Source organism: Sulfurimonas sp. (assembly GCF_019429335.1).
Lineage (GTDB): Bacteria > Campylobacterota > Campylobacteria > Campylobacterales > Sulfurimonadaceae > Sulfurimonas.
Genome location: NZ_JAHYJB010000002.1, coordinates 114,589 through 141,401, shown reverse-complemented (window position 1 = coordinate 141,401; position 26,813 = coordinate 114,589). Strand labels below are relative to the sequence as shown.

Annotated in this window: 28 protein-coding genes and 1 tRNA gene; 6 read left to right on the top strand and 23 right to left on the bottom strand. The window is 38.9% G+C overall.

Annotated features, from left to right (window positions below; genetic code table 11):
* Positions 1–10: 10 nt before the first annotated feature.
* From K0A91_RS01895 to K0A91_RS01860, 8 genes are read right to left on the bottom strand one after another with little or no spacing between them, the layout of a single operon-like run.
* On the bottom strand, positions 11–733 hold the full coding sequence (locus K0A91_RS01895; protein WP_295007591.1) for a Nif3-like dinuclear metal center hexameric protein: 723 nt from the start codon (positions 731–733) through the stop codon (positions 11–13).
* Positions 734–741: 8 nt separating this feature from the next.
* The gene (locus tag K0A91_RS01890) at positions 742–1,338 is read right to left on the bottom strand and encodes a tetratricopeptide repeat protein (protein WP_295007589.1); all 597 of its coding nucleotides are present in this window, start codon (positions 1,336–1,338) and stop codon (positions 742–744) included.
* A complete protein-coding gene (locus K0A91_RS01885) occupies positions 1,338–2,201 on the bottom strand; it encodes a M23 family metallopeptidase (protein WP_295007587.1) in 864 nt (287 codons plus the stop codon). The genes K0A91_RS01890 and K0A91_RS01885 overlap by 1 nt, the downstream gene beginning before the upstream one ends.
* Entirely contained in the window at positions 2,201–2,653 is a 453-nt protein-coding gene (smpB, locus tag K0A91_RS01880; protein WP_295007585.1) for an SsrA-binding protein SmpB, read from the bottom strand. Before smpB ends, K0A91_RS01885 begins: the two co-directional genes overlap by 1 nt.
* A gap of 3 nt (positions 2,654–2,656) precedes the next feature.
* Entirely contained in the window at positions 2,657–3,448 is a 792-nt protein-coding gene (locus K0A91_RS01875; protein WP_295007583.1) for a 4-(cytidine 5'-diphospho)-2-C-methyl-D-erythritol kinase, read from the bottom strand.
* 11 nt (positions 3,449–3,459) lie between these two features.
* On the bottom strand, positions 3,460–3,690 hold the full coding sequence (gene csrA, locus K0A91_RS01870) for a carbon storage regulator CsrA (protein WP_295007581.1): 231 nt from the start codon (positions 3,688–3,690) through the stop codon (positions 3,460–3,462).
* On the bottom strand, positions 3,684–4,505 hold the full coding sequence (truB, locus tag K0A91_RS01865) for a tRNA pseudouridine(55) synthase TruB (RefSeq protein WP_295007579.1): 822 nt from the start codon (positions 4,503–4,505) through the stop codon (positions 3,684–3,686). The genes csrA and truB overlap by 7 nt, the downstream gene beginning before the upstream one ends.
* On the bottom strand, positions 4,502–6,550 hold the full coding sequence (locus tag K0A91_RS01860) for a UvrD-helicase domain-containing protein (protein ID WP_295007577.1): 2,049 nt from the start codon (positions 6,548–6,550) through the stop codon (positions 4,502–4,504). The genes truB and K0A91_RS01860 overlap by 4 nt, the downstream gene beginning before the upstream one ends.
* 127 nt (positions 6,551–6,677) lie before the next feature.
* On the opposite strand from K0A91_RS01860, the gene K0A91_RS01855 reads away from it, so the two are divergent.
* On the top strand, positions 6,678–7,580 hold the full coding sequence (locus K0A91_RS01855) for a LysR family transcriptional regulator (RefSeq protein ID WP_295007575.1): 903 nt from the start codon (positions 6,678–6,680) through the stop codon (positions 7,578–7,580).
* 13 nt (positions 7,581–7,593) lie between these two features.
* Here the strand turns inward: K0A91_RS01855 and K0A91_RS01850 are convergent, their stop codons facing one another.
* Genes K0A91_RS01850 through cysK form a run of 3 tightly spaced genes read right to left on the bottom strand, consistent with a single transcriptional unit; the run spans position 7,594 to position 9,560 of the window.
* The gene (locus K0A91_RS01850) at positions 7,594–8,052 is read right to left on the bottom strand and encodes a hypothetical protein (protein WP_295007573.1); all 459 of its coding nucleotides are present in this window, start codon (positions 8,050–8,052) and stop codon (positions 7,594–7,596) included.
* Positions 8,042–8,644, bottom strand: coding sequence for an aminotransferase class IV family protein (locus K0A91_RS01845; RefSeq protein WP_295007571.1), 603 nt, complete (start codon positions 8,642–8,644; stop codon positions 8,042–8,044). Before K0A91_RS01845 ends, K0A91_RS01850 begins: the two co-directional genes overlap by 11 nt.
* Complete coding sequence (cysK, locus tag K0A91_RS01840) at positions 8,637–9,560, bottom strand: cysteine synthase A (RefSeq protein ID WP_295007569.1); 924 nt, start codon at positions 9,558–9,560, stop codon at positions 8,637–8,639. Before cysK ends, K0A91_RS01845 begins: the two co-directional genes overlap by 8 nt.
* Before the next feature lie 80 nt (positions 9,561–9,640).
* Between cysK and K0A91_RS01835 the strand changes: the two genes are divergently transcribed.
* Entirely contained in the window at positions 9,641–9,997 is a 357-nt protein-coding gene (locus K0A91_RS01835) for a cupin domain-containing protein (RefSeq protein ID WP_295007567.1), read from the top strand.
* Positions 9,981–10,922 (top strand): phospholipase A, encoded by a 942-nt coding sequence (locus K0A91_RS01830; protein ID WP_295007565.1) that lies wholly within the window; start codon positions 9,981–9,983, stop codon positions 10,920–10,922. Before K0A91_RS01835 ends, K0A91_RS01830 begins: the two co-directional genes overlap by 17 nt.
* Before the next feature lie 44 nt (positions 10,923–10,966).
* Here K0A91_RS01830 and K0A91_RS01825 read toward each other — a convergent pair.
* The 12 genes from K0A91_RS01825 to K0A91_RS01770 form a co-directional block, all read right to left on the bottom strand.
* Positions 10,967–11,051 (bottom strand) — tRNA-Leu (locus tag K0A91_RS01825).
* Positions 11,052–11,092: 41 nt separating this feature from the next.
* Positions 11,093–11,419 (bottom strand): F0F1 ATP synthase subunit C, encoded by a 327-nt coding sequence (locus tag K0A91_RS01820; protein WP_295007617.1) that lies wholly within the window; start codon positions 11,417–11,419, stop codon positions 11,093–11,095.
* A gap of 304 nt (positions 11,420–11,723) precedes the next feature.
* Positions 11,724–13,889 carry a polyribonucleotide nucleotidyltransferase gene (locus K0A91_RS01815; RefSeq protein ID WP_295007563.1) on the bottom strand — a complete coding sequence of 722 codons (2,166 nt, stop codon included), beginning with the start codon at positions 13,887–13,889 and terminating at the stop codon, positions 11,724–11,726.
* On the bottom strand, positions 13,879–14,541 hold the full coding sequence (locus K0A91_RS01810) for a phosphoribosyltransferase (RefSeq protein WP_295007561.1): 663 nt from the start codon (positions 14,539–14,541) through the stop codon (positions 13,879–13,881). The genes K0A91_RS01815 and K0A91_RS01810 overlap by 11 nt, the downstream gene beginning before the upstream one ends.
* A gap of 4 nt (positions 14,542–14,545) precedes the next feature.
* Positions 14,546–16,720, bottom strand: a complete 2,175-nt coding sequence (locus K0A91_RS01805; RefSeq protein WP_295007560.1) for an LPS-assembly protein LptD — start codon at positions 16,718–16,720, stop codon at positions 14,546–14,548.
* A complete protein-coding gene (locus K0A91_RS01800; RefSeq protein ID WP_295007558.1) occupies positions 16,713–17,162 on the bottom strand; it encodes an RDD family protein in 450 nt (149 codons plus the stop codon). Before K0A91_RS01800 ends, K0A91_RS01805 begins: the two co-directional genes overlap by 8 nt.
* 11 nt (positions 17,163–17,173) lie before the next feature.
* On the bottom strand, positions 17,174–18,439 hold the full coding sequence (gene purD, locus K0A91_RS01795) for a phosphoribosylamine--glycine ligase (protein ID WP_295007556.1): 1,266 nt from the start codon (positions 18,437–18,439) through the stop codon (positions 17,174–17,176).
* A 365-nt stretch (positions 18,440–18,804) separates the two neighbouring features.
* The gene (locus K0A91_RS01790; RefSeq protein ID WP_295007554.1) at positions 18,805–19,443 is read right to left on the bottom strand and encodes a uroporphyrinogen-III synthase; all 639 of its coding nucleotides are present in this window, start codon (positions 19,441–19,443) and stop codon (positions 18,805–18,807) included.
* A gap of 9 nt (positions 19,444–19,452) precedes the next feature.
* Positions 19,453–21,003, bottom strand: a complete 1,551-nt coding sequence (gene guaA / locus K0A91_RS01785) for a glutamine-hydrolyzing GMP synthase (RefSeq protein WP_295007552.1) — start codon at positions 21,001–21,003, stop codon at positions 19,453–19,455.
* Positions 21,004–21,092: 89 nt separating this feature from the next.
* On the bottom strand, positions 21,093–22,475 hold the full coding sequence (gene nhaD / locus K0A91_RS01780) for a sodium:proton antiporter NhaD (protein ID WP_295007550.1): 1,383 nt from the start codon (positions 22,473–22,475) through the stop codon (positions 21,093–21,095).
* Positions 22,468–23,919, bottom strand: a complete 1,452-nt coding sequence (nadB, locus tag K0A91_RS01775) for an L-aspartate oxidase (RefSeq protein ID WP_295007548.1) — start codon at positions 23,917–23,919, stop codon at positions 22,468–22,470. The genes nhaD and nadB overlap by 8 nt, the downstream gene beginning before the upstream one ends.
* The gene (locus tag K0A91_RS01770; protein WP_295007546.1) at positions 23,916–24,059 is read right to left on the bottom strand and encodes a hypothetical protein; all 144 of its coding nucleotides are present in this window, start codon (positions 24,057–24,059) and stop codon (positions 23,916–23,918) included. The genes nadB and K0A91_RS01770 overlap by 4 nt, the downstream gene beginning before the upstream one ends.
* A gap of 15 nt (positions 24,060–24,074) precedes the next feature.
* Between K0A91_RS01770 and K0A91_RS01765 the strand changes: the two genes are divergently transcribed.
* The 3 genes from K0A91_RS01765 (at position 24,075) to K0A91_RS01755 (ending at position 26,805) form a co-directional block, all read left to right on the top strand.
* Positions 24,075–24,533, top strand: a complete 459-nt coding sequence (locus tag K0A91_RS01765; protein ID WP_295007544.1) for a hypothetical protein — start codon at positions 24,075–24,077, stop codon at positions 24,531–24,533.
* Positions 24,523–26,325 (top strand): excinuclease ABC subunit UvrC, encoded by a 1,803-nt coding sequence (gene uvrC, locus K0A91_RS01760; RefSeq protein ID WP_295007542.1) that lies wholly within the window; start codon positions 24,523–24,525, stop codon positions 26,323–26,325. The genes K0A91_RS01765 and uvrC overlap by 11 nt, the downstream gene beginning before the upstream one ends.
* A 72-nt stretch (positions 26,326–26,397) precedes the next feature.
* Positions 26,398–26,805, top strand: coding sequence for a PAS domain S-box protein (locus tag K0A91_RS01755; protein ID WP_295007540.1), 408 nt, complete (start codon positions 26,398–26,400; stop codon positions 26,803–26,805).
* Positions 26,806–26,813 lie beyond the last annotated feature (8 nt).

The following is a 26,813-nucleotide window of genomic DNA, read 5'->3' as shown; positions in this document are numbered from 1 at the left end:
GCCGATTTTCTTATATATAAGTAAAAGGGTTTTTTGATGATGAAATTATAGCTTCTAAACCTAAATTTTTCAAATGTTTAAGCAAAATCTCTGCAAAAAATTGTTCACTCTCGAAATGTCCGATATCAATAAGCGATAAATTTATGCTCTTTGCCTCCATGGCATCGTGGTATTTTACATCTCCTGTTAAAAAACAGTCCGCCTTTATAGATTTAATCAAAGAGCATCCGGAACCGGTTGTCAAAGCTGCTCTTTTTACTTTTGGAGAACATTTTACACATTTTGCATGTGGAAGAGAAAATGCGGAAGCAACTTTTGAAGCAAAGATGTCAAAATCTTCATCAATATCCAAATATGCAACAAATCCGTCTTTTTGCGAAATCTTATATCCCAAAATTTCAGTTGCCACATATTCGTTTAGATGCGTCTGGTCAAAATTGGTGTGCATCGAGATATTTGAGATATTTTTTTGTATCATCTTGTGAATAAGGTTTGCGGGATATTTGCTAAACTCAAGCTGTTTAAGCCCGCCAAAGATGAGCGGATGGTGGGTTACAAGAAGAGTATTCTCCTCCATGGAGTCTATAAGCGCTTCGTCAACATCTATGCTTAAAACTATTTTTTGTATCTCTTGGTTAAAGTCTCCAAGCAGCAGTCCCGAGTTGTCCCAAGACTCTTGAAGCTCAAAGGGCGAGAGTGCGTCCAAAAAGTTATAAATCTCCGATGTCTTCATCTGCTCTCCTAGCCTAGTTTTTCCAGCTCTTCTTGCGCCTCTTTAAAATCTTCTTTTAACGCAAGCGCATTTTTATACATCTCTTTTGCCTCTTCAAGATGCTTCATATCCACCAAAAGATTTCCGTAGTTGTAGTATGTTATAGGATTTTTATCATCAAGTGCCAAAGAAGCGTTTAGATGCATTTTAGCTGAGACAAACTCGCCCTTTACTCGGTAAACGCTTGCTATGGAGTTGTGGACAAACTCATTCTCTTTGTCCAGCTCAAGAGCCTCTTTATAGTACTTTAGCGCCTCTTCATTGTCGCCGAGCTGTTGGAGAATATAACCCATCTTAAATAGAACATCAGAGTTTTGTGCCTCTTTTGCGTTTGCTTCTTTTAAAAGAGCAAATGCTTTTTGCAGATTGCCAGCTTCAAACTCTTCATCAGCTTTAATGATTAATGCTTGAGGATCAAATGGAGAAAATGCCTCCGCACTTTTTTTTAACTCAGGCGAAGAGCCGCCCTCTTGTCCATCCGAATCTTTTAATGTTTGAATATGCTCATATACTTTATATGCAAAAAATGCTGAAGCGCCAAGCATAAGGAGTTGAAATAGTGTCATTATGTACCTTTTAATAAATTTTTGTTAATCAGCTCTATAAAGTGCAGCGGGTCGACCTGTTCGCCGCCGATTCTAACGCCAAAATGAAGATGCGGACCGCTTACCCTGCCGCTACTGCCGGAGAGTCCTATGACCTCTCCTCTTTTGACCTGTTGACCTTCTGCTACATCAAACTTGCTCATATGAAAATAACATGTATAAATTCCATGTCCGTGGTCAATTATAACAGAACCGCCTGAATAAAATCTATCTTTTACCATAACAACCCTACCGTCATTGCTTGCGACAAAAGGTGTGCCGACTGCAGCTCTAAAGTCAGTTCCACCGTGGTAGCCTGCCAGAGTGTTGTTGTAGAGTCTAGCTTTTCCAAAATCACTTGTTATTTTACTATCCATTGGGATAATAAATTCAGATGACATGTAACTTTTAGGCGTAGCGTTTTTATATATCTCCATCGCCTCTGCATACTCTTTTAAAGCTCTTTTTTGGTCCTCTTTGCTCAAAATTACTTTTGAGCTATCAACGCTTAGCGTCTCTTTTTCGTAATTGCCCTCTATCACATGAAATAGAAGCTCATTGCTCTTTTGTTTTGCACCATCTTTGTAAAAAATCTCTATTTTTTTATCGGATGGTTTTTCTTTGTAGCTTATGGGAATAAGTGCGTAAAACTTCTCTTCATTTAGCGGATTTTTAAAAATTTTGTATCTTTTTTTGTCCACCACGACATATTCATAGCCGACTCCCTTCTCTTTTTTAAACTCCAAAAGAGCTGTTTTTCCGTTTGAGATGCTGGAGTTTGCCATCTTTACATCGAGTGCAAAAATTGTACATGTAAAAATAAGAAGAAGAGAAAATAACCTCATCAATAATCCTTGATTGAGCGTTCCATATCGCGCTTCATATCCTTCTCTTTTAAATCATTTCTCTTATCGTGAAGCTGTTTTCCTTTTGCAATAGCAATCTGGATTTTTACTATATTTCTATCGTTGAAATAGAGTTGCAGAGGAACAACTGTATAGCCATCTTTCTCAACCGCTTTAACCATCTTTACTATCTGCTTTTTATGCAGAAGAAGTTTTCTGCTTCCTCTCTCTTCATGTGCATAGAAGTGATGCGTCGTCTCTAGCCTGCCTATGTGTGCATTGAAAAGAAATGCTTCGCCCTGAACAAAACGGATGAAACTGTCTTTTAAGTTTACACGCCCGGCTCTGATAGCCTTTATCTCGCTTCCTTTAAGAACAAGTCCCGCTTCAAACTTCTCTTCTAAAAAGTAATCAAAATAGGCTTTTTTATTTTTTGCTATTGTTTCGCCCATTATCTATTCTATCCTCTCTTTTACCCTAAAAAAACTGCTTCCGCTTCCGCTGAAGTAGTATCCGTGTCTGTAGTGATTTTTCAGCTCTTTGTAGAGCTCAAGAGCGGGCTTAAAGAGGTCGTTAGCCTCATCCGCCGCCACTGTTTTTAGTATATCTTTTGAAGCCATTTTTTTGAGCCTCTCAACTTCAAATCCATCTATAGGATTGTAAAAATTCTCTCTGTAAAGCCCATAAACCTTTGGCGTGCTTATCTCTATGGATGGCGTAAAAACTTCAATGTCCAAGAGCTTCTCTCTGAACTCTTCGACTATTTCGCCTATGCCGCTTACGTTTGCGCTATCATATCCGTAAATAAAAAACGGAACATCCGCGCCAACCTTTAATCCGATAAGCGCCAATTCGTTAAGACTTAAGCCCAGATGCAGAACTTCGTTGCACATTTTTAAAAATGTTGCCGCATCGCTGCTGCCCCCGCCAAGACCGGCAAAAGCAGGGATATTTTTTTTCACATGTACTCCGTATCTGCTAAAGAGATTTTGAAGTGAATGAGCCGATACCTCATCCAATGAGTCCAAAAGAGCCGCATAGGCCTTATATATTGTGTTTTGTTTTGTCTCGCATGAAAAGGAGCCGATAATTTTAAACTCATCGCTCACATCTTTTGGAACAAACGAGAGCTCATCATAAAGAGAGTCAACCCTCATAAATCTTGAGATGATTTCATGGTAATTTCCGCGCATGCCTGTAATTTTTAAAAATATATTTACTTTGGCGTACGCTTTGTAGAGCTTCATATAAAATTCTCTTATTTTTTAATAAATGCGCTAAGAGAGGTCAGGTCTGAGAGTTTTGTCCCTTTGGATGCGGCGATGTTTGCATCTTTCACATCTTCAAGCAGTTCGCTTCTGACGATTGAGACGTTTTTAGGTGCATCAATTCCAAGCTTGACTACTCCCTTTTCAACAGATATGACTTTTATTGTGATATTGTCCCCGATAACAATCGACTCATCCACTTTTCTTGATAAGACTAACATTCAATCCTGCCTAATTCGTAATTTACTTCTCTGTTCTTTATATTTATTATAGAGATAAAACTGCCGCTATCAAGCCAGTAGCATCCATCCCCTTGAATCTCTAAATCCTCTAAAGCAAGAACTCTTCCATATTTTAGATTATCACTCTCGCCGTGGTAAAAATTCTGAGCTATATTTAGGGACTTTTTTATATCAAGCGGCTTTTGCCCATCATACTCGAATTGACCTTCGCTCAGCCTCTCTAAAGCGCTAAGACTGCCAAACTCCACGCCGAGCCTCTCTGCTATCATCAGCCCAAGAGAGCGTATATAGGTTCCCTCTGAGACTCTTGCTTCAAAAGTTACAAACGGATGGCAATAGCTTATGAGTTTTGTCTCATAAATCGTAGAGTCTATCTTGTTTAACGTAAACTCTTTGCCCGCTCTTGCCAAATCATAGGCTCTCTGCCCGTTTATTTTTTTTGCACTGAATATCGGAGGCTCATACGTAAGATCTCCTTCCAAAGATTTAACCGCCTCCAAAACGCTCGATTCGTCAAACTCTTTTAATATCTCTACATGTTCTATCATCTCTGTGTCTAAAGTGTCGCTTTTTGCACCAAGCCAGAGAGTCGCGCGATAAACTTTCGGTGCTTTGTTCAAAAAACGAAACAGCTTTGTATAGCTTCCGATACCAATGAGTAAAACACCCTTTGCAAAAGGGTCAAGCGTTCCAGAAAAACCTGCTTTTTTTGTCTTGTACTCTCTTTTTAATTTTGTCAAAAAAAAGTTTGAGCCTACGCCGGCTGGTTTATATGCGACAAAGAGTCTATTCATAGTCTTTCAACAAACGAAGCCAAAATATCTCTTGAAGTGCCGGCAAAGTTAATGTTTAGCTTAAACTCTCTTCCCGACTTGCTCACGCCTATTACTCTGCCCGTTCCAAATACCTTATGGCGGACAAGGTCACCCTTTTTAAATGCCGTGTTTTTCTCTACTATCAACGAGCCTTCGCAAAGTCCGGCTTCATTAAAGAACCTGCTCTTTTGCAAATCGCTTCTTCTGCCCTTGTAAAATCTGCTATCGGCATGAGAGAGAGTCAGGGTCTCTTTTGCTCTCGTAAAAGAGACATATCCCAATCTTCTCTCCTCTTCAAGGTCACTTCCATCGCCCACAAGCGGCAAAAAGCCCTCTTCAAGCCCAATAATAAAAATATGGTCAAACTCCAAACCTTTTGAAGCGTGAATACTCATCATGTAGATGCTATCGCCCTCTACTTGGTCCTGTTCGCTCTGAAGTGTAAGCTCATTTAAAAACTCATCAAGCGAAGAGTCGGGAGAGTTTTTAACAAAATCTCTAAAAAGACCGTAAAACTCATCCATATTTAAAATCTTCTCAGCTTCATCAGGCATGCCTGCGTATATATCTTTTAAATGGAAAGTATCCTCTAAAATGTCTATAAAGTTATATGTGGACTCGCTGACAACCTTTGCAACGCTCTGAATATCTTTTACAAACTTTTTAAGAGTTTTAGCATTCTTAGCTTTTACCAAAGCCTCTAACTCTGCGATTGGAACTTTTTTAATATACTCAAATATAGAGCTGCCGTTTTCATGTGCAGCTAGCTCTATTTTATCCACGCTTGCTTTGCCCAAACCTCTTTTTGGTTTGTTTACTATGCGCTTAAATGAAAAATCGTCATAGAAATTTGTGATAACCCTTATATAGCTTATGAGGTCTTTTATCTCCGCTCTGTCGTAAAATCTAAGTCCGCCTATAAGTTTATAAGCAATACCTGAGCGGTTGAGTCCCTCTTCTATAGAGCGGCTTAGCACGTTTACGCGATAAAGTACCGCTATATTTTCAGCTTTTACGCCCGAATCCAAAAGCTTGGAAATCTTTGATGCGATTTTTCTCGCTTCCTCACTCTCATCGTTTGAGTTTAAAATGGTAACATCTTCGCCGCCCCCGCGCGTAGGAATAAGTTTCTTGCCAAGTCTTGAGCGGTTGTGCTCTATAAGCGCATTTGCAACTTTAAGTATCGGCTCTTTGGAGCGGTAGTTCTCTTCAAGCTTGAAAACAGACGTATCTTTAAAATCCTGGTCAAACTCCATAATATTTCTTATATGTGCCCCGCGCCAACCGTATATGCTCTGATCATCATCACCTACAACACAGATATTATTGTGCGCAGTGCATAGTTTTTGCAGAAGTTTGAGCTGAAGCTCGTTCGTATCTTGATACTCATCAACCATGATGTAGCGGTATCTCTCTGAAGTAGCATGTGCGAGCTGAGGGTTCTCATCAAGCAGCCTAAACGTAAGCGCTATTAAATCGTCAAAGTCAACAAGATTGTTCTCCAAAAGATAGTTCTGATACTCTTCGTATATCTTTGCTATCTGCTGATAGTTATAAACTTCAGCCTGCTTGTAGGCATCATCGGGACTCAATAGCGAGTTTTTATATCTTGATATTTCACTTGCTATTAAGGGGGTAGGAATCTCGCTATTTATCTTTTTAATGATGCGTTTTTTATCATCGGTATCGATTACTACAAAGTTATTCTGACGGTTTAAGAGATGGATGTTAAATTTTAAAAAAAGAAGCCCGAATTTGTGAAATGTACATAGTAGAGGAGGATGTGCAGGATTTTCCATCATGCTAGATGCGCGCTCACGCATCTCTTTTGCAGCCTTGTTTGTAAATGTAAGCGTTAAAGTATTTGATGCTGGAATACCAATCCCTTGCACGAGGTAAGCTAGACGCGAGATAATTGTTGTCGTCTTTCCGCTGCCCGCACCGGCCAAAATCAACACGGGACCCTCTGTCTGCCTGACAGCATCGACCTGTGAATTGTTTAATTTTTTAAATATTTTTTCCATCTCTTGCAACTACTATTATTGATTTGTTTTATTATAACCAAAAAGATATAAATTATTATGAAACTATTGCATTACTTATAATAATTAGTTATACTTTTGTCTATTATTTAAACTTATAGGAATTATTATGTTAAAAGATTTTGCAAAGTTAGAAACTTTCTTAATGGTCATAAAAGAGAAGAGTTTTTCAAAAGCGTCCGCTAAACTAGGCATTTCTCAACCTGCAGTAACCCAACAGATAAAATATATCGAAGATTATCTAGATACTAGGATAGTAGAAAGAAAGAAAAACGGTATTTTATTAACAAAAGAGGGAGAAGATCTTTTTAGAATCGCTAACAAACTTGAAAAAGCCATAGCAAGCGGCGAAAAAGAGATACTGAAAATAATAAACAAAGATTTTACCTTTATAATGGGGTCATCAAATGCGATTGGAAACTATGTTCTTCCAAACTATCTTGGTGAAATCAAAAAAAGAATCAACAACAACGTATATATGAATGTTGGATTGTCGTGTGAAATCATTGACCAGCTAGAGGACAAGAAGATAGACGTGGCTCTTATAGAATCTCCTGTTTTTAGAGACGGAATTGTATATAGAGAGTGGGTTTTAGATGAGCTTGTTGTGTTCTCCAACCAGCCACTAAAAAAACACCTGACAGCGGATGAGTTGCTAGACTTTGATTGGATTTGCCGCGACGAGAATTCACATACAAGAAGACTCACAAGTGAAGTCTTTGAGGAGATGGGGGTTCAGTGCAACAACTTCAGTGTGCTTGGCGTCTTGGGAAGTCCAACTGCCATAAAGGAGTCTATTCTTCATGCCGATCCGCACAGTGAAAGACCAGTTGTGTCGATAATGTCAAGGCATGTAATTGCAGCTGAGCTTGCAGAGGGAAAACTATTTGAAGCAAGACTTAAAAATTATAAGATTGAGAGACACTTCTATATTGCTTACCTAAAAGATAGAAAACATGACGCTTTTGTGGACAATGTTGTAAACTATCTTCTATCACTAAATAAAATATAAACTCGAAAATTGGCTATTTTTTTATAAACTTTGAGTTCTCAGGGTTTGACAAAAAAGATGCCATCGAGTTTTCAACTCCGCCATTGTCTGCTTTTTTAAGAGCTTTTTTCTCTTTTTTATAATTCGCCAAATTTATAAGCAGTGGCGTCTCGTCAACTATTACCTGCACAATAGAGAGCAACGGCACGGTAACAATACTGCCGAAATTATCAGCTCCAAATCCAGCTTCAAACACTAAGTTGTCTCCAACTATTGCAGCCGTATCAAACGTATATCCAGCCAAGAAAAAAAGCGTCATTGACCTAAACTCTTCAATTATCTCTTTTGGAAGCGGCGGCTCAAACGTTATATGTTCGATTTTACAAAGAATACCAAAATGCTTATCTTTTTCAAATAGATAAATTATTAAATTTAGTATACTTTTTTGCATCACTTTTGCAAAATTTCTATCTTCTAGCACATTATCTAACAAAAAATTCCTTTGCTTTTTTTGTAATTATATCAAAATCTACCATAGCATTCATAAGAGCAATTTTTGAATATTTTTCCAAATCATCTACTCTTATATCCTCTTGAAAGATTTTCCTCTCTCTTAGCAGCCTCTCTCTTGTCGTACCATTTAATAGTGGCGTACTCGGCGTAATCCATCTATTTGAGTCAAAAAAGGCAATGTTTGCAATAGTCGTATCGGCTATAAGAGAGTTCTTTACTATCAATACATCATCACACTCGCCTCTTTGAGCAAAGAGAGCATCCAATCTATCTCTACATGTAGATTTTAAAGGGTACTCTATATCATCATCATACAGAAGCTTTAGAGATTTTATATCTCTTTTTTTATACTCTTGATATGTAACTTCTATATTATGTGGTGAATCGGAGAGATTGTATGTTAGTCGGCATCTATATGTACCGATTTTTGGTGGATTTAGAAACTTTTCTAAGTTTTGCGCTTCACTTGCGCCAAACTGCTTTAAAACACTCTTGTACCGCCATTGATGGAAAGAGATATTGAAAATCTCCCCATCTACAGCTCTAATGGTCTCAAAAAAAGTTTTATTCACTAAAGAGGTCTGTGCTAAGATATCTCTCACCCGTATCACAAAGGATAGTCAGAATTGTCCTACCTTTAAACTCCTCGCGTGAAGCGATTTGCATCGTGGCAAACACATTTGCACCTGCCGATATGCCAACAAGCAGACCCTCCTCTCTTGCTAACATTTTTGCAGTGCTGATTGCATCTTCATTGCTTACTTTTATCACTTCACCATAAACCGTTGTGTCTAAAATCTCAGGAATAAAACCGGCACCTATGCCCTGAATAGCGTGCCCACCCGCGCGCTCTCCGGATAGAACTGCTGAACTGGCAGGCTCAACCGCAAATATTGCGATATTTTTTATCTCCCTCTTTAGCACCTTTGACACTCCTGTTAATGTTCCGCCTGTTCCGACAGCCGCAATAAATACATCAAGCTTTTTATCCGTGTCGCGCAATATCTCCTGCGCTGTTGTAAGCTCATGAATCTCAGGGTTTGAAGGATTTTTAAACTGCTGAAGAACTATTGAATTTTGAATTTCACTCTTAAGCTCATCAGCTTTTGCAATTGCCCCGCTCATTCCAAGTGCTGTAGGAGTAAGTACAAGCTCCGCTCCTAGCGCCTTTAATAGATTTCTTCTCTCCATGCTCATGGATTCAGGCATGGTTAAAATCAATTTTATATTAAGAGCAGCGCAATTTGCCGCAAGAGCTATCCCGGTATTTCCGCTTGTTGGCTCTATTACAGTAGTTCCCTCAATGATTTCTCCAGCCTCGATTGCGCGTCTTATCATATTGAATCCGATTCTGTCTTTAACGGAACTTGTAGGATTCATAAACTCGCATTTGGCAATAATATTTGCACCGCAAAGTTCTGATGCTTTGTTTAGTCTAACCAATGGAGTATTTCCGATTAGTTCGGTTATATTTTTTGCAATTTTCATAAATTATCTCCAAAATAATAAGGGTAACTCTAAAACATTTTTATGATATGCTACCAAAAAATTTCTAATAAGGAGCTGTCATGTACTTACGCAAAGAGATTAATTCTATTGAGGCGGTGCCTCAGAAGAGTGGAAAGGGCGTATTTATGAAGATGCTTTTATCTCCTGATGAGTCGCCGAATTTTGCCATGAGAAACTTCACAATAGAAGCGGGCGGTCATATGCCTCTTCACACGAACAGCGTAGAGCATGAGCAGTATGTTTTATCAGGTCGCGCGCTAGTCCAAATCGGGGATGAAACTTTTGAAGCAAAAGCCGGCGATATTCTGTTAATTCCAGCGGGTCTTTCTCACAGCTATAAAACTCTTGGAAGTGAAGCATATAGTTTTTTATGTTTGGTGCCAAATAGTGAAGACTCTGTTGTTCTTATTAAATAAAACACTCTTTATTGCTTTGCTTTTTATAGCAGGCTCTTATCTTGTTGCTCATGAGACGAGTAGTAATAAAGAGATTGAAGCTACTGAAACCAGCGAGGATGAAGCAAAAAAACTTTTTCTTTTTCAACATCTTGATATGCCAAAAGATTCAGATGCAAGAGATGCAATGATAGCAAAAATTTTTAGTAACTTCGGCTTGCTTCCATATGAAAAAAATTATTTTCTTCCTTTTGCATATACAACGAAAGATTATGAGCAAAAAGATCCTGCCCTCTACCCAAACTATTACCAATTTGACAAAAATATTGAAGCAGAGTTTCAAATAAGTTTAAAAAAAGATTTAAGCTACAATCTATTTGGTTTTAATGAAATAATAAGTTTTGGATACACGCAAGAAGTGTGGTGGCAGCTCTACTCGGATTCTGCTCCGTTTCGTGAAACAAACTATAGACCTGAAGTATGGCTTACCTTACCTATTGAAGATAAAGAGTTCTCTGAATTTGGATTTAAAGCTGTTAAGTTTGGTTTTTTACATGAGTCAAACGGAATGGGGTCACCACTCTCTAGATCATGGAACAGAATCTATTTGGAGTCTATTTTTTATAGCCGAAATCTTATGACAAGCCTTAGAGCATGGGTAGCAGATGCAGGAGAGAATAACAAAGATATAACCTCTTATCTTGGGTATGGACATTTAAAGTTAAACTATTTTCTCAAAAAGCATCAGTTTGACTTAACATGGCGCAACAATCTTCATTTAAACGGCGAAAATCGAGGCTCAGTTGAAGTAGACTGGTCGCATCCTACCGGAAACTCAAAAAACAACTTCTGGTACCTTAAAATATTTAATGGCTACGGAGCAAGTTTGGTGGATTACAATCAGCACCAAAACAGAGTAGGATTTGGATTTTTATTTTCTAGATAGATTAAGAGAGTTAAAAGCTTAAAAGGGAAGTTTTTATATAAAAATGGTGCGACCGGGGAGATTTGAACTCCCACACCCGTAGGGCGCTACCACCTCAAGGTAGTGTGTCTACCGTTCCACCACGGTCGCATAGAGGTCGTTAGCCGAAGCCAACGTGTATATTTAGGAGATTAACCTAAATATGGGTTTGCGTAAAGTGCTATAAGAGCAATTACAAGCGCGTAGATAACCTGAGCTTCGATCATCGCAAGAGCGATAAACATCGTAGTCATAAGCTTAGCACCTAGACCTGGGTTTCTTGCAGTACCGGCAATAGTTGCAGCAGCAGTATGACCCATACCGATAGCTCCACCTAATGCAGCAAGACCAAGACCAAGACCAGCAGCGATCATTGAGTAAGCTTTAAGAGTTTGGTTAGCAACATCAGTCGCAACAACAGCATCTTCAGCAAATAAAGCAGCAGCGAATGCTACCATTAAGAAAAGAATTTTTTTCATAGTTTCTCCATTAAAATTATTACAAATTTTTTCGGCTAGCGTAACCACATCCACAATGAATATGGCAACCTCTACATAAATGCAAAGATTTCCCTACTAAAATTTGATGGCGAAGTATACATAAAAAGTGCTAAAAATTACTTTAAGAGACCCCTGCACAACGATGCTTTTGCCCCATTTCTTTGTTGAAATTTAGTAAAATTTTGTCATTTACTACAGTAAACTCCTCAATTTGACTAAATTTCGCCTCAAACTTGAACAAAATCCTCTATTGTGCAGTGCTCTTTAATGTATGCAATTTTATCTACGCGCGTCCTAGAGAAATTTTATTGCCCTTGAATTCCAAGATTTCAACATCTATCTCATCGCCTTCACTCACTACGTCGCTTACCTTGTCAACTCTCTGCTCAGATATTTTAGAGATGTGTAAAAGTCCGTCTGTTCCATCCGGAAGTTCTATAAACGCCCCAAAATCAACTATTTTTTTGACTATGCCTTTATGTTTGTCTCCGACTTTATACTCAATTTTTGCAACTTTTGGAGTATTTACGATTCCCTCGATATGCTCTCTTGCAGATTTCACGCCGCTTTTACTCTTGCCTGTAACCTTAACTTTTCCATCTTTTTTATCTATGTCGATTGCTACTCCAAACTTCTCGATTATTTCGCGGATAGTCTTACCTGCCTGACCGATAATCTCTCCGATAAAACTTGGATCTATGTGAAAAAAGTCCGTACTTGGTAAAACACCTTCGTTAAACTTTATTTCTTTCTCTGCTTCTTGCATAATATCTATAATATGTGCTCTTCCCTCTTTAGCTTGATAAAGCGCTTCTTTTAAAACATTTAAGCTGATTCCGCCTAGTTTTATATCCATCTGCATAGCCGTGATGCCATCTTTTGAACCTGTTACCTTAAAGTCCATATCACCGTCATGGTCTTCTAATCCCATAATATCTGAAAGAATGGCATACTTTTCGCCATCACTTACCATACCCATGGCAATTCCTGCTACGGTATCGCTAGTCTCTATATCTGCAGCGCGAAGTGCCATATATCCGCCGCAAACTGTCGCCATCGAAGATGAGCCGTTTGACTCTAAAATCTCTGAAACTATACGAACAGTCTGTCCATCAAGGTTTACTATCGGCTCCAACGCTCTTTTTGCCAAGTTTCCATGACCCAACTCTCTTCTCTTTGTCCCCATAATTGGAGAGGCTTCTCCGACGCAAAATCCAGGAAAATTGTAGTGAACCATAAAGTTCTCATTTTGAGTTCCATCGTCTGTCAGATTTTCAAACATCTGCGCATCTTTTGGTCCACCCATTGTCAGAACAACTAGCGCTTGTGTCTGTCCGCGCGTAAATAGGCATGATGAGTGAGCTCTTGGAAGTACATTTGTGCTGATTGATATAGGTCTTATTTCGTTTAATGCTCTGCCATCAGCCCTGACTCTCTCATTTAGTATCTGAGACCTTACCTGTTCTCTCTTTACTTTCTCAATCCCATCTTTAAGTTCAGCCTCATTCCAATGTTCTTGATTTAACATTATCTTTTTTCTAAGCGCTCTAAGCGCGGTTGAACGTTCGGACTTTGCCATCTGATTCATAGCCGATTTTATATCCTCAAAGTGGTTGTCCTGCACATATTTGACCATCTCTTCATTGATAACATGCGCTTTGTACTCTATTTTCATAGTCTCTTTTTTAAATGCCTTAAACGCCTCTTCGTATTTTGCATTAGTCTCAAAAAGAAGCTGCTCAGATTTTTGAAAAATAGTTATCAGCTCATCTTCTGCTACGGCATTTGAGACGTGAGTTGTTATGATTGGAGCACTAAGCGTTGGGTCCATCATAGGGTCTGCGATAAGCGTGGTATCAACTTTCTCTTTGCCCATGCTTCTCATCTCAATCATCAAAAGGTCATCTTTTGTTCCTGAGAGATAAAGGTCTAATGTAGATCTGCCGAGCTGTGAAAGTGTCGGATTTAAAACAAGCTCTCCGTCTATCTTAGCGGCTCTTACGGCAGATACTGACGTATTTATATCTATATCGCTTACAAAGAGCGCTGCCGAAGCAGCATTAAGAGCCAAAACCTGAAGATCCGACTCTTTATCGACGCTAAACGTCATAATCGTTATCTGTGTCGGATGACCAAAGCCTTTTGGAAAAAGCGGGCGAAGAGAGCGGTCAACTATGCGTGATGTCAGTGTTTCAAAATCGCTCGGTTTTGTTTCGCGCTTAAAGAATCCGCCTGGAATTCTGCCTGCCGCATACGCTTTTTCAATATACTGAACTGTCAATGGAAGAAAGTCATCTTTTACTATCTCTGTCTCATCTATAACTACCGTTGCCAAAATAACAGTGTCACCGCTTTTTATCCAAGCTGCGCCGTTTGCCTGTTTTGCAACTTCTCCAAACGAGTACTCTTCTTCTCTATTTTTCAAATCTACTTTAATGTCATATTTCACTTTTTTCTCCTAATATTTTTTCTATTCTCTCTTCGCCTATCTTTTCAAGCTCTTCATAGTAAAGCGATGTTTCGACGTAATCATCTATTTTATGAAGAAAGAAGATACTGTCCGCAAACGGCTCTAAAAACTCCAAAACATCACTCGGTAAAATAGGAACTGCAATATATATCGCCTTTGGCTTCATTGCCAAAATTGCTTTAAGTGCAGTTACAAATTTCAGTCCGGTTTCCGTCCCCTCATCTACAAGCAAAACAATCTGGTTGTGCATGGAGGTAAAAGGACGCCCTTTTCTATACTTATAGATAGAACTTAGTATCCTCTCTTCATGTTTTCTATGCGCCTCACCGTAAATATAGTCATACTTTATTCCAAAGCTTGAGACTAGATTTTCGTTTATAACTATCTCTTCACCCTCACAAACTCTGGCTATTTCACACTCATGGTTATTTGGAGCCATTATAGCTTCTGAAAAAAGAATATCGATACTGTTTTTATATTTTCCCTTTATGTGGTATGCGAGCTCCAAGCCGCCTTTTGATACAGCTATCAGCCTCCAGTTTTCATCCTTGAACCTCTGCATCGGTATCACGTCATGAAGTTTTCTTGCTGCATCTTCACGGTCTTTTAAAATATTTTTATACTGCTTCATGCTCTTAATTTGTCTCCGATTTATCTGGAAATCTGTATGAGAATCCCGTTCCTTTGCCCTGCGGCGACATTATAGGTTTGAGTCTTATAATCACATATATATATCTGTCGTATATGGAGTCGGAAACACCGCTTAGATTAAGAATAGGTCTGTTATTCTCAACATATCTTAGTCCAAAATCCCAGCATCTTTTTTGATATAAAAAACCTACCTCAAACCCTTTTTTTTCGCTTCTCTCCAAATCGTAATCATGTTTAAAGCTGTATGAGTAGTGCTTGTTGTATTTGTAATTTATGCTGGTTGTCAAATAGCTTGTAATTGGCGTGTAGTTATCGGTTTTTGTTAAAAAAGTGTCTCTGTACATGTGGGAGAGCCCCAAATCAAAGCTGCTGTTTAGATACGTTATTTTGTTGAAATTCTTAGAAAAACTGCTCTCGTCATAGTTATAGAACATATTATTGTAAAAATTAAGATTGTCGGTTATCTGATAATCAAGCTCATTCTCAAGCTCGCCAGCTCCGCCACCAATCTCCTTATAAGAGATATTTTGCGCAAGCCTATGGTAAACTATCTGTTTTCCTGTCACATCATATAGATAGTGTGAAAAGTAGAGCTGCAGATTCTTCTCTATCTCTGTAATATTATAAAACTCACAAATAGGCTTTGATTGATTTACTCTAATCGAACAATAATCTCTTTGCTCATCATAATATCCGTCTTCAAGCTTAGAGCCATCCACCTGATACTGCGCACCGAAATCAACTACATGAGTAAACTCTTCAAACGCCCTTGTCAACTGAGTTGATGCCGAAAATGCATGATAATTTCTTGCAAAATAGCCGCTGTTATACTCATTTGCTGTGGGTATCTCCTCTTCGCCTTTAAAGCTTGTATGCTGCGCATAGATATTTGCTTTATATGCAATATTTAAATACTCGTCAAAAAGCGATGTTTGCAGCGTCAGAGGGATGTTTATATCTGTTTGCGTAGCACTCTTTCCAAGCGCTCTGTAGTAGTTGTCACTTTTCACATCCAAGCTGTATAAGAAATGGTCTTCAAGAAGAGTATCCAAATATCTGTGGTAGTGCAGAGCAGGAAGGTCTTGAAGAGTCCTCTTGTTGCTATCTAAATTTAAATCTTTATAGTGTTTAAAATAGGCCCCTATATAGTTATCATCAGTATTGTAAAAGAGGTTTATTCTTGAGAGAAGCTGCGTTGTTGTCGCATTTTTCGTAGTGTCGTTTGTTGAAAGATTAATATAGTCTACGTCATTCATGTTAACAATGTCCATATATAGACCAGACTGTCCCTTCAAGTTTGTGCCAAACCACTCATTTATTACGTCACTGTTGTCATAGAGAAAATTAAAACCGTAGTGTTTTTTGTTTGCCAGCTTACTATCATCAAAATACTTTTGCTTCTCTTTAAAATACCCTGCACTAAGAGAGCCTTTTGATATCTTGCTGTCTACGAATCTAAAAGTGCTATACAAACCGGAACCGCGATTTGTTCTTAATTGTGGCTTAAGCTCTAAATCCCACCAATTTTGCTCTGCAATATAGAGTGCCTGTTCATAGTATAGTCCCTCTTTTTCTGAAAAACCTACCATTGGAGGCAAAATACCAGTTCTCCTTGTTGTATCTAGTGAATATCCGAAATATGGTGTGTAAAAAACGGGGATATCATAAAGATAAAGCCTAGCGTTGTATAGATTTAACCACATGGTGTCTGTATTATACTCAGATGATGTAAACTCCATCTTCCAAAGAGGGTCATTTGGATCGCATCCGCTCATTACACCAGAAGTTATCTCAACCTCTTTATCTTTTGCGTATCCGTTGTCGCCGCTCAACCAAACATCTGATGTTTTTTCAAGCATAAAAAAAGGACTGAATGTTCTCTCTTTGTTTGCTATGTTCAGTTTTGCATACTCTCCGAGGAGCTGGATATTCTCGCCTTGGCTTGCTCTAATATTTCCAAATAGCTCCAAATCGCCGTTGTTTCTGTCATAGCGAGCTCTTTTAGCACTTAACTGATAGTCTTGGTATATTACGACAACTTCACCGTCTGCGGTAACGATATTATCTTTTGTGTCCATTGCAGTGGCATATACTTCAACCTTCTCATTACCGACTACATGCGTAGTAATCAGGATTAAAAATATTAGTAGCTTAAACATTTACAACCAAAGTCTTAGCGCTTTTATCATGCCAAGTTTGACGAGCAGGGTCTAATACGCCCCATAAAAATCCGAGATAAAAAAGCATCTCGCTCACCACCCTTACGATTGAGCGATTAAGAGAAACAATAACATTTGGCGTTTGCAATGTTTTTACCTCTACTACCCTGATTTTCATAAAAAGCTTGCCGAGCGTCGCACCGTACTGCATTACAAAAAAGGCTTGGTAAAAAAACTTCATCGCCATATATTCCAAAACAAAAGTGTTTGTAAGGATAATCATCTCCTCAACTGTTTTAGCTTCAAAAAAAGAGTTTCCTAAAGCTAAAATAAGCAAAAGCGAAAGCAGCATCTCATCTATAAAAAAGGCCATCGCCCTCTTCTTTACAGGCGCCAAACTCATTCCCTCGCGATGAAGTATATCTTGTATCTTTTCGTTCACTTCATCTCTTCTTAAAGCGCTTGATAAGCTATATCTGTACGAAGTTTTTTGCCTGCAAAGTGAACTTGCCCACATCTCATATATGCTCTGTCTCTCGCCTCTTTTATCGTATCTCCAATGCCTACGCAAACAAGAACTCTGCCACCATCAGCGTAAAGTTTACCCTCAATCATGCTCACTCCTGCATATGATATGTGGGTATATTTCTCTATCTCTTCATGATGTACATTATCTACTATTATCTCCGCTGGAGTTGAATTTTTATATGGATAATCCCCACTTGCCATAACAACGCCGACTGCAAACTTCTTAGAAAACTCTACTTTAATCTCGCCAAGTCTGTTTGTAGCGGCTTTATAAAACATATCACTTACGCTTGATGTCATCAAAGGCATAAGAATTTCACACTCAGGATCTCCGAAACGAACATTAAACTCTAGCGTAATAGGCTCGCCTTTTACTACCATGATTCCAATAAATAAAACACCCTCAAAAGGCGCTCCCTCTCTCTTCATACCATCAAGGGTAGGACGTATAATTCTATCTCTGACCTTTTGGTAAAGATGCTCATCAACAAGAGGTGTAGGAGCGTAAGCACCCATTCCGCCTGTATTTGGTCCTTGGTCATTATCCATAAGTCTTTTGTGGTCTTGCGCTGCCGGAAGAAGTATATAATCCTCTCCGTCGCAAACCGCAAACATTGATAGTTCATAGCCGTCTAAAAACTCTTCGACAACTACTTTTCTTCCAGCTTCTCCAAAACTTTTTCCACTTAACATTTCAGAGATTGCAATTTTTGCCTCATCATGAGTTTGGGCGATAATAACGCCTTTTCCACCGCAAAGACCGTCCGCTTTTACAACAATCGGGGTAGAAAGCTTCTCTGCAAATCTAAACGCGTCTTCGATTGAAGATGTTTCTATGTAGCGCGCTGTTGGAATATTGTACTTTGCAAGAAAGTTTTTCATATATACTTTTGAACCCTCAAGCCTTGCAGCCTCTTTGCTCGGTCCAAAAATTGTAACTCCATGAGATTTGAATATATCTACAGCACCACCAACAAGCGGAACCTCCGGTCCAACAATAGTCAGCTCAATGCCACTGCTTTTTGCAAATTTTGCCAATTCATCATAATCTTTAATATCTAGATTTGTTCCGAGGGAGGAGGTTGCGCCGTTTCCAGGCATAAAGAAGAGCTGGTGTGCCTCTTTTTCGTTTAAAATTGCACGAGCTATAGAGTACTCTCTGCCGCCGCTGCCTAATATTAAAATCTTCATCAACTCTCCATAAATTAGTTAAAAATATTTAGAGCATCTCTAAAGAGCCCCGATTAAGTGAGGATTTTTAGAGGTGCCCTTTGTTTAAGGTCAAAACAAAGACAGTGTAACTGCTTTGTACATGTAGCCCAGATAGCCGTCTCGCGTTTGGCTTGGTTCTAAAAGCCGTATTTGGGCGAAGAGAGAGCTTGCTATCGGCGACATTGTCTTGACAGAGTTAACGTATCTCAAACGACAACACCAACACACGCAAGTCCTACTAATTCGCTGTATTCATGTGTAGAACCCTCATAGGCGATATATCGAACTACCCAGACTACAGATACTATTATACAAAATAATTCTTGATTTTCTTTTATAAAACACTATTTTATATTGTGTGCCAACTCCACACAGCTCTCAATTGAGGTATTTTGGCTAACTATATAGCTAATTCCCTCTGGCAAGCAGTTGGCGGTTGTTGTACCGATAACGATAACTTTTGCATCAGGATGGATAGTGTTGTTTTTCAAAAAGCACTCTATTGATGACGGAGATGTAAAAATAAGCGTAGAATCATCGTTTACCCTGACATCCAAAATCTCTTTAGAGCATTCACTTGCGTAAAGGATTTTTTCATCAATTTTGTACCCATCATCTCTGCTTTTTTGCACGAAACCAGAAGCAATGAGTTCTGCTCTGAGATATAGCCACTTCGTCTCACTTCTATACTCTTTTATGCTTTTTGCCAAATTATCCCCATACCCATCACCAACTGCCAAAATTTTGCCACCGAACTCTTTATATAAATTTGCAGTTTTCGGGGAGACACAAAGTGCGGGAATATCGATAAAATCTTTTGTGTCATACTGCTCTAATGCTTTTACTGTCTGCTTTGATGTAATAATAAGATAGTCGTATTTTGAAAAATCAATCTCTGGTTTTAAGAACCTGACATCCAAAGATTTTATATTGATAGCATCTTTGCTTTTTGACGTTGCAAAGAGATAGATTTTTTTTTGCATGTACTGATTTTATTCCCACTCAATCGTAGCCGGAGGCTTGGAGGAGATGTCATACACTACGCGGTTAATACCGTCAACTTCGTTAATGATTCTTCTGCTAATTCTCTCTAACAAATCATGCGGAAGATGTGCAAATGTTGCCGTCATGCCGTCAACTGCCTCAACAACCCTTACACAAACAGTGTTGTCATAAGTACGGTTGTCGCCCATAACGCCAACCGATTTTACATTTAATAAAACTGCGAAAGCCTGCCAAGTTTTAGCATAATATCCGCCAGCTTTTAACTCATCAAGCAAAATAACATCTGCTTCACGCAAAAGTGTCAAATCTGCCTCATTTACATCACCCATGATGCGAATTGCAAGTCCCGGTCCAGGGAACGGATGACGATTAATCATAGCTTCAGGAAGTCCAAGCTCAAGACCGATTTTACGAACTTCGTCTTTAAATAGTTCACGAAGAGGCTCTATCAGTTCAAAGTCCATCCAATCAGGCAGACCACCGACATTGTGATGAGATTTTATAACCTCTGAAGGACCGTTTACGGAGATAGACTCTATAACATCAGGATAGAGGGTTCCCTGAGCCAAAAACTTGATACCGTCATGCTTTTTAGCCTCTTTTTCAAACTCCTCTATAAACGTATGCCCGATAATCTTGCGTTTTTTCTCAGGGTCTTTTACACCCGCAAGCTTGCCCAAGAAGCTCTCTCTTGCGTCTACCACTACCAAAGGCACTTTAAGATTGATTTTAAAAACTTCTTCAACCTGTTCTCTCTCGCCTTTGCGCAGTAGTCCGTTATCTACAAAAACCGGAACCAGTTGATCGCCGATTGCCTCATAAAGCATAGCGGCAACGACAGAGCTGTCAACCCCGCCGCTTAGTCCGCATAGAACTTTTGCGCTTCCCACTTTTTCACGAATAATCTTAATCTGCTCTTTTAAAAAGTGTTCCATTTTCCACTTCTCTGTTACTCCGCAGATAGTTCTTGCAAAGTTGCGAAGCATTAAATATCCCTCTTCTGAGTGCTGAACTTCAGGATGATACTGCATTGCATATATGCGTTTTTCTTCATTTGCAACAGCAGCATAAGGAGAGTTTGCCGAAGTAGCTATCGGCGTAAAGCCCTCTGGAAGCACGTCAACCTTATCGCTGTGGCTCATCCATACGATTCTGCCGTCGTCACAATCTTTTAGAAGAGGCGAGCACCCCTCTTCAGTATTTATAATTTTCAATTCAGCTTTTCCGTACTCATGGTGTGATGAGCGGATAACACTTCCGCCGAAATCTACGGCAATTCTCTGCATACCGTAACAGATGCCAAGAACGGGAATTCCCATCTTGTATATGCCCTGATCTACCTCATAAGCATCTTTGTTATAAACAGAAGATGGACCGCCGCTGAGTATTACCCCTTTTGGGTTTTTCAACTTAATATCTTCTACTTTTGTGTGATAAGGAAGAATTTCGCAATAGATTTTATCTTCACGAAGACGACGAGCAATAAGTTGGGTATATTGGGAGCCAAAGTCTAAAACTATGATGCTAACATTTGTCATAAAGTACCTTTATTAAGAGTGTATTGAAGTGCCAAAATGGCTTTAAGAGGGCGCACCCTTTCGATGATGAAAGGATACAATAATTAAGATTAATGTTTAATATATAGACCTAATACTTCATATTGCAGATACCAGATTGAAACCGATGCAACATAGCCTATAAAGATGGTCCACGAGTATCTCATATGCGAACCGAAAGTGTAGATTCCAGGAAGTTTGCCCATAACGCCTACGCCTGCCGCGGAACCAAAAGAGATAAGCGAACCGCCCACTCCAGCCGTCAAAGTAACAAGCATCCACTGGTCAAGACCCATTTCAGGGCTTGCTTTAAGCACTGCCGACATAACTGGAACGTTATCTACTATCGCTGAGAGGAAACCAACACCTATATTTGACCATGTAGGACCTAGAACCGATGGGTCGTAAACCACCGCCGCAAGCGCCAGCCAGCCTATAAAATAGAGTGCGCCGACAGCAGCGAGTATTCCGAAGAAAAAGAGAAGCGTATTGTTCTCTATTTTACTCATAGATTCAAAGATATTGAGATGTGAGTCATACTTTATCTTAAGTCTGTATTGGTACATTTTAAGAAGCGCCAAACCAAACATCATACCCCACATTGCAGGAAGGTGAAGCAGCTGATGAGAGAGTACCGCTGAAGCAATTGTTATAATACCAAGAGCAATTACTCTGTTTGCACCCTGCATAAGTTCAGGGACTTTCTCTTTTGTGACGTCAAAATCAGGCTGAGTCTCAGGCACAAATCTACTTAGCAGATATGCTGTTACAAGGTATCCGCTGATTGATGCAGGAAAGAGAAACATAAAATCCATAAACTGCCCTTTGCCTGCAGTCCAAGCCATAAGAGTAGTGATGTCTCCAAACGGACTCCAAGCGCCGCCTGCATTCGCCGCAACGACTATGTTGATAGCACCGGGGACCAAAAACGATATTTTTTCACGCTCTATTGTTATTAACACAGTTGAGAGAATAAGCGCTGTTGTCAAGTTGTCGGCAATCGGCGAGAGAAAAAATGCTAAAAAACCGGTAAGCCAGAAGAGTTTTCTATAGCTGTACCCTTTGGATATCAGGTTATATTTCAACTTCTCAAAAACATTCATGTGGATAAGCGTCTCAATATATGTCATTGCGACAAACAGGAAGAAGAATATCTCTGCAATCTCAAGTATAAGATGTTGCGCTTGAGTATGAACAAGATTCATATCAAGATGATTCAACATGTAATAAATTGCTATAAGGATAAACATAAACGTACCGATAAAAAGAGCCGGTTTTGCTTTATCTATGTGATATTTCTCCTCCGTTGCGACAAAGTAGTACCCCGCTATAAATATGACAAGAGCGGCAAATCCGACCCATGTAAACGTAAGGTCCGGAATTGCATCAACCGAACCGCCTGAGCTTGCAAATGCAAAACTAAAACTCAACATAATAATTAATAACTTAATCATTATTATCCTTTTCTATAAAATGTACACCTATTGATTCATCTCTGGCTAATGCTGCAAGCACTATCTCTTTTGCAGTAAGTAAACGAAATTTGAGAAGTTTACCAATTTTTTCATTCAAAAGAGCATTAATTTGGTTCAATGCGTCATTAAGAGCGCTTTTTGTCCTTACGATTGAGACGTTTTTCCACATAATACGACGAAGAAGATTTTTTTTCTCTTTGTCCTCTTTTAGACTCATCACCTCATCGCTGACTTCAAATTTTATATCTTTTTTTACATGTTCTTTTTTTAACATCTCTTCTACGGCTCTTTTTCCAAACACAAGTCCCTCTAAAAGGGAGTTTGAAGCAAGTCTGTTAGCTCCGTGAACCTTTGTTGATGCAACTTCTCCTACGGCATAAAGCGATTTGACGCTTGGAACCGCGCCGTTTACATCAGTCTTTATCCCGCCTATTGCATAATGAAATGCGGGAGATATAGGAACTCTCTCTTTAGGCGCATTAAAGCCCAGTAGCTGCAGATTTTTATATATATTTGGAAATCTTTTCATAAAATATACAAGGTCAAAATTTTTAAAAGAAAGATATATCTGCATCTCTGTTTTTTTATTGTAATCGTATATTGCTTTGCTCACTATATCTCTTGAAGCAAGCTCTCCTCTCTCATCATAATCAAACAGAAATCTTCTGCCATTCTCATCTTCAATGGTAGCGCCCTCTCCCCTTAACGCCTCGGTTAGAAGCATTTTTTGCGCGGAGTTGTTGTCTACATAGACAGTGGGGTGAAACTGCATCATCTCCATGTCAGAGAGTTCTATCCCCTTTAAAACACAAAGACCCTGCATATCGGCGCTGATACAAGGCGCATTTGTATGGTATTCGTAAAGCGAGCCTACTCCGCCGCTTGCAATTATTACATTGTCGGCATATATATTTCTACTCTCCCTGTGGTCTAACACGGTCACCCCGTAGCACTCGCCATCTTTTATAAGCAAGTCAACTACTCTGGCATCTGTTAACATCGGATGAGGATTCTGCTCTAATAAAAAGTAGTGAAGATATCTCCCCGTTGCGTCTCCGCCGGCATGAAGTATTCGCTCTTTTGAGTGAGCCGCCTCTTTGGTATAGAGCAGTTTTCCGTCTTTGTCTTTGTCAAACTCAAATCCGCGCGCTATTAAATCATCGATTGCTCCTCTTGAGCTCTCGCTTAAAACCCTCACAGCCTCTTCATCGCAAAGACCTGCTCCAGCATCAAGCGTATCTTGAATATGAGTCGGTATATCATCTTTATCAATGGCCAAAGCTATGCCGCCTTGGGCATAAAAACTGTTGCACTTAAAAGTCTCTCTCTTGTTTATGATTAGAACTTTTTTGCTTCGAGGCAGATGCATTGCGGCATAAAGACCTGCAACACCGGCACCTACGATTATTACGTCATATTTCATCTATTATCATTGTCGCTTTCGTTGTTATCGCTGTTTGGCTTTTTGATAATAAACTTTACATTATTATCGCCCTGCGGAGCGCTCTCTAAATAATACGGATCATCCTTGTATCCACATCCACTCAAACTTAATAAAAACATTGCTATAATTACTAAATGAAAAGCGCCAGTCAAATTATAAACTCTATCCAAAGCAGACCTCAATTCTCTAAACTATCTTATTATAAATGTATCAAAATAGTACAATCTATGTTCACTGCACCCGTACAAAAAATGATTAACTTTGCATACATAAAAAACAGAACTCTGTTTTTCGTCTTCAATCACCCCGTCGGCAAACAAGAGTTTGATAATAATATACAATCCATTAAAAGTGCTTTAAAGTTTTATATGCCCGATGAGTGCAAAGATTGCCAAGAGAGTCTCTTTGATGAGATAAAAGCTTTTGTGACGCATACTCCAAGAAAAAGCAAAGAGGAGTATAAAGAGATAAAAGTTCTCTACAAGGAGCGCTCTAGCGGTAATTTTGAAATAAATATACACGAAACGAAACTCAGAGAGCTTGTAATGTCAATTCAAAAAATCATAAAAGAAAAAAACAGCAATGACTCTTGAAGAGAGTATAAAACAGCTTCCTCAAAACGCGGGAATATACCAATATTTTGACAAAGAGGGGCGTCTTTTATACATAGGAAAAGCAAAAAGTCTCTCCAAACGTGTAAAAAGCTATTTCAGCTTCGCTCCCTCGCTAAAGCCAAATCCCAATCTCTCGGCAAGAATATCAAAAATGATCTCCCAAACAGCCTCAATGAACTACATAGTAGTAAACTCTGAGCATGACGCGCTGATTTTGGAAAATTCTCTTATAAAACAGTTAAGCCCAAAGTACAATATTCTGCTCCGTGACGACAAAACATACCCTTACATCTATATAGACAACTCAAAGGAGTATCCGCGCTTTGAGATAACAAGAAAAATCATAAAATCTTCAAATATTAAATACTATGGTCCGTATTCAGTGGGTGCAAGAGATATACTGGACTCAGTCTATGAGATATGCAAACTTGTCCAAAAAAAGGGGTGTCTGAAATCAAAAAAACTCTGTCTCTACTACCAGATAGGCAAGTGTCTTGGCCCATGCGAGCTTGATATCTCAAAAGAGGCGTACAAAAAAGAGCTTGATGCGGCAAAAGAGTTGATTGAAGATAAAAAAGTTCTTCTTAAGAAATTAGAGGAGAGGATGCTTTTTTATGCAAAAAATCTCCGTTTTGAAGAGGCTGGTGAAATAAGAGACAGATGCGAGAGGATAAGCCGCTCTGAGATTAAGAGCGAGATAGATTTTGCAAGCAATGAAAACTACGATATTTTTGTGCTTGAACACACAGAGCACAGAGCCGTAGTAGTGCGTATTTTTATGCGCGGTGGCAAAGTTATCTCATCATCACACGACTACATCCAGCTTCACGAAGGGTATGATGAAGATGAGCTCTACCAAAGGGTGCTTATGGATTTTTACTCAAACGGCAAACCTCCAATCATTGCACCCATTTTAGTCGCATCAGAATTTGAAGGCAAAGATATAATTGAGAGTTATTTAACAACACTCTTTGAAAAAAAAGCGCAGATAAAAGTGCCAAAAACAGGAAACAAAAAACAGCTCATTGATTTGGCGCTAATAAACGCCGCAGAGCTCTTAAAAAAAGAGTATAAAGAAGATGAAAGCAATATAGCTCCTGAAATAAAAAAACTTTTTTCACTCCAAAGAGCTCCATTGCGCGTAGAAATTTTTGACAACTCTCACATGTCGGGAGTAGCAACCGTAGGAGCAATGGCGGTATATGACGAGAATCAATTTGATAAAAAGAGCTATCGCATCTACCACCTAGATGCAAGAGACGAATACTCACAAATGAGAGAACTGTTAACGAGGAGGGTTGAGAGTTTTTCTAAAAATTCTCCGCCTGATTTATGGATTTTAGACGGCGGAAGCACACTTTTAAAGCTTGCACTTGATATTTTGGAATCAAGCGGAATTTTTATAGATGTTATCTCCATATCAAAAGAGAAGATAGATGCAAAATCTCATCGTGCAAAGGGAGGAGCAAAGGATATTATTCATACCAAAGATGACACATTTAATCTTCTAGAGAGCGACAAAAGGCTTCAATGGGTACAAAAATTAAGAGATGAAGCTCACAGATGTGCCATAAACTTTCATAAAAAAACAAAACTGAAACTCGATAAAGAGAGTAAACTTTTGACATTAAAAGGAATATCGCAAGCTAAAGTTGTTAAGTTAATAAAGCACTTTGGCACCTTTGACGCGCTTAAAAAAGCAACTGTTGAGGAAATAAGCTCTGTTTTAAATTTAAAAGATGCAAATATCATAAAAAATATTTATCTATAAGTTTTTTTTTAAACTATTAATGATATATTTAGTCAAGTTTTATGATATTAACTATATTACACAGAGGTTTTTATGAGCAGAGTTGTGCCGAAAAATGAAGAGTATATTTTTGATGGCAAGGTGGCCATTAGTCAAACGGATTTGGAAGGTAATATAACTTTTGTCAATAGAAAATTTTGTGAAATATCAGGTTATACTCTTGATGAGCTAATCAATACCAGCCACAGTATAATAAAACACCCAGAAGTAAGCGAAGAGATATACGAAAAGATGTGGAATACGCTAAGCAGCGGGCAAGTATACAACGGTATGCTAAAAAACCTGCGCAAAGACGGTCGCTACTACTGGACTGACATTGAAATTGCCCCTATATTCGACATAAAAGGGCAAAAGACTGGATATATATCCGTAAGCAAGCCTTCCCCTAGAAAAAATATTCAAGAAAATGAAAGAGTTCAGCAAAACGCTAACAATAAATAGTAAAGGGT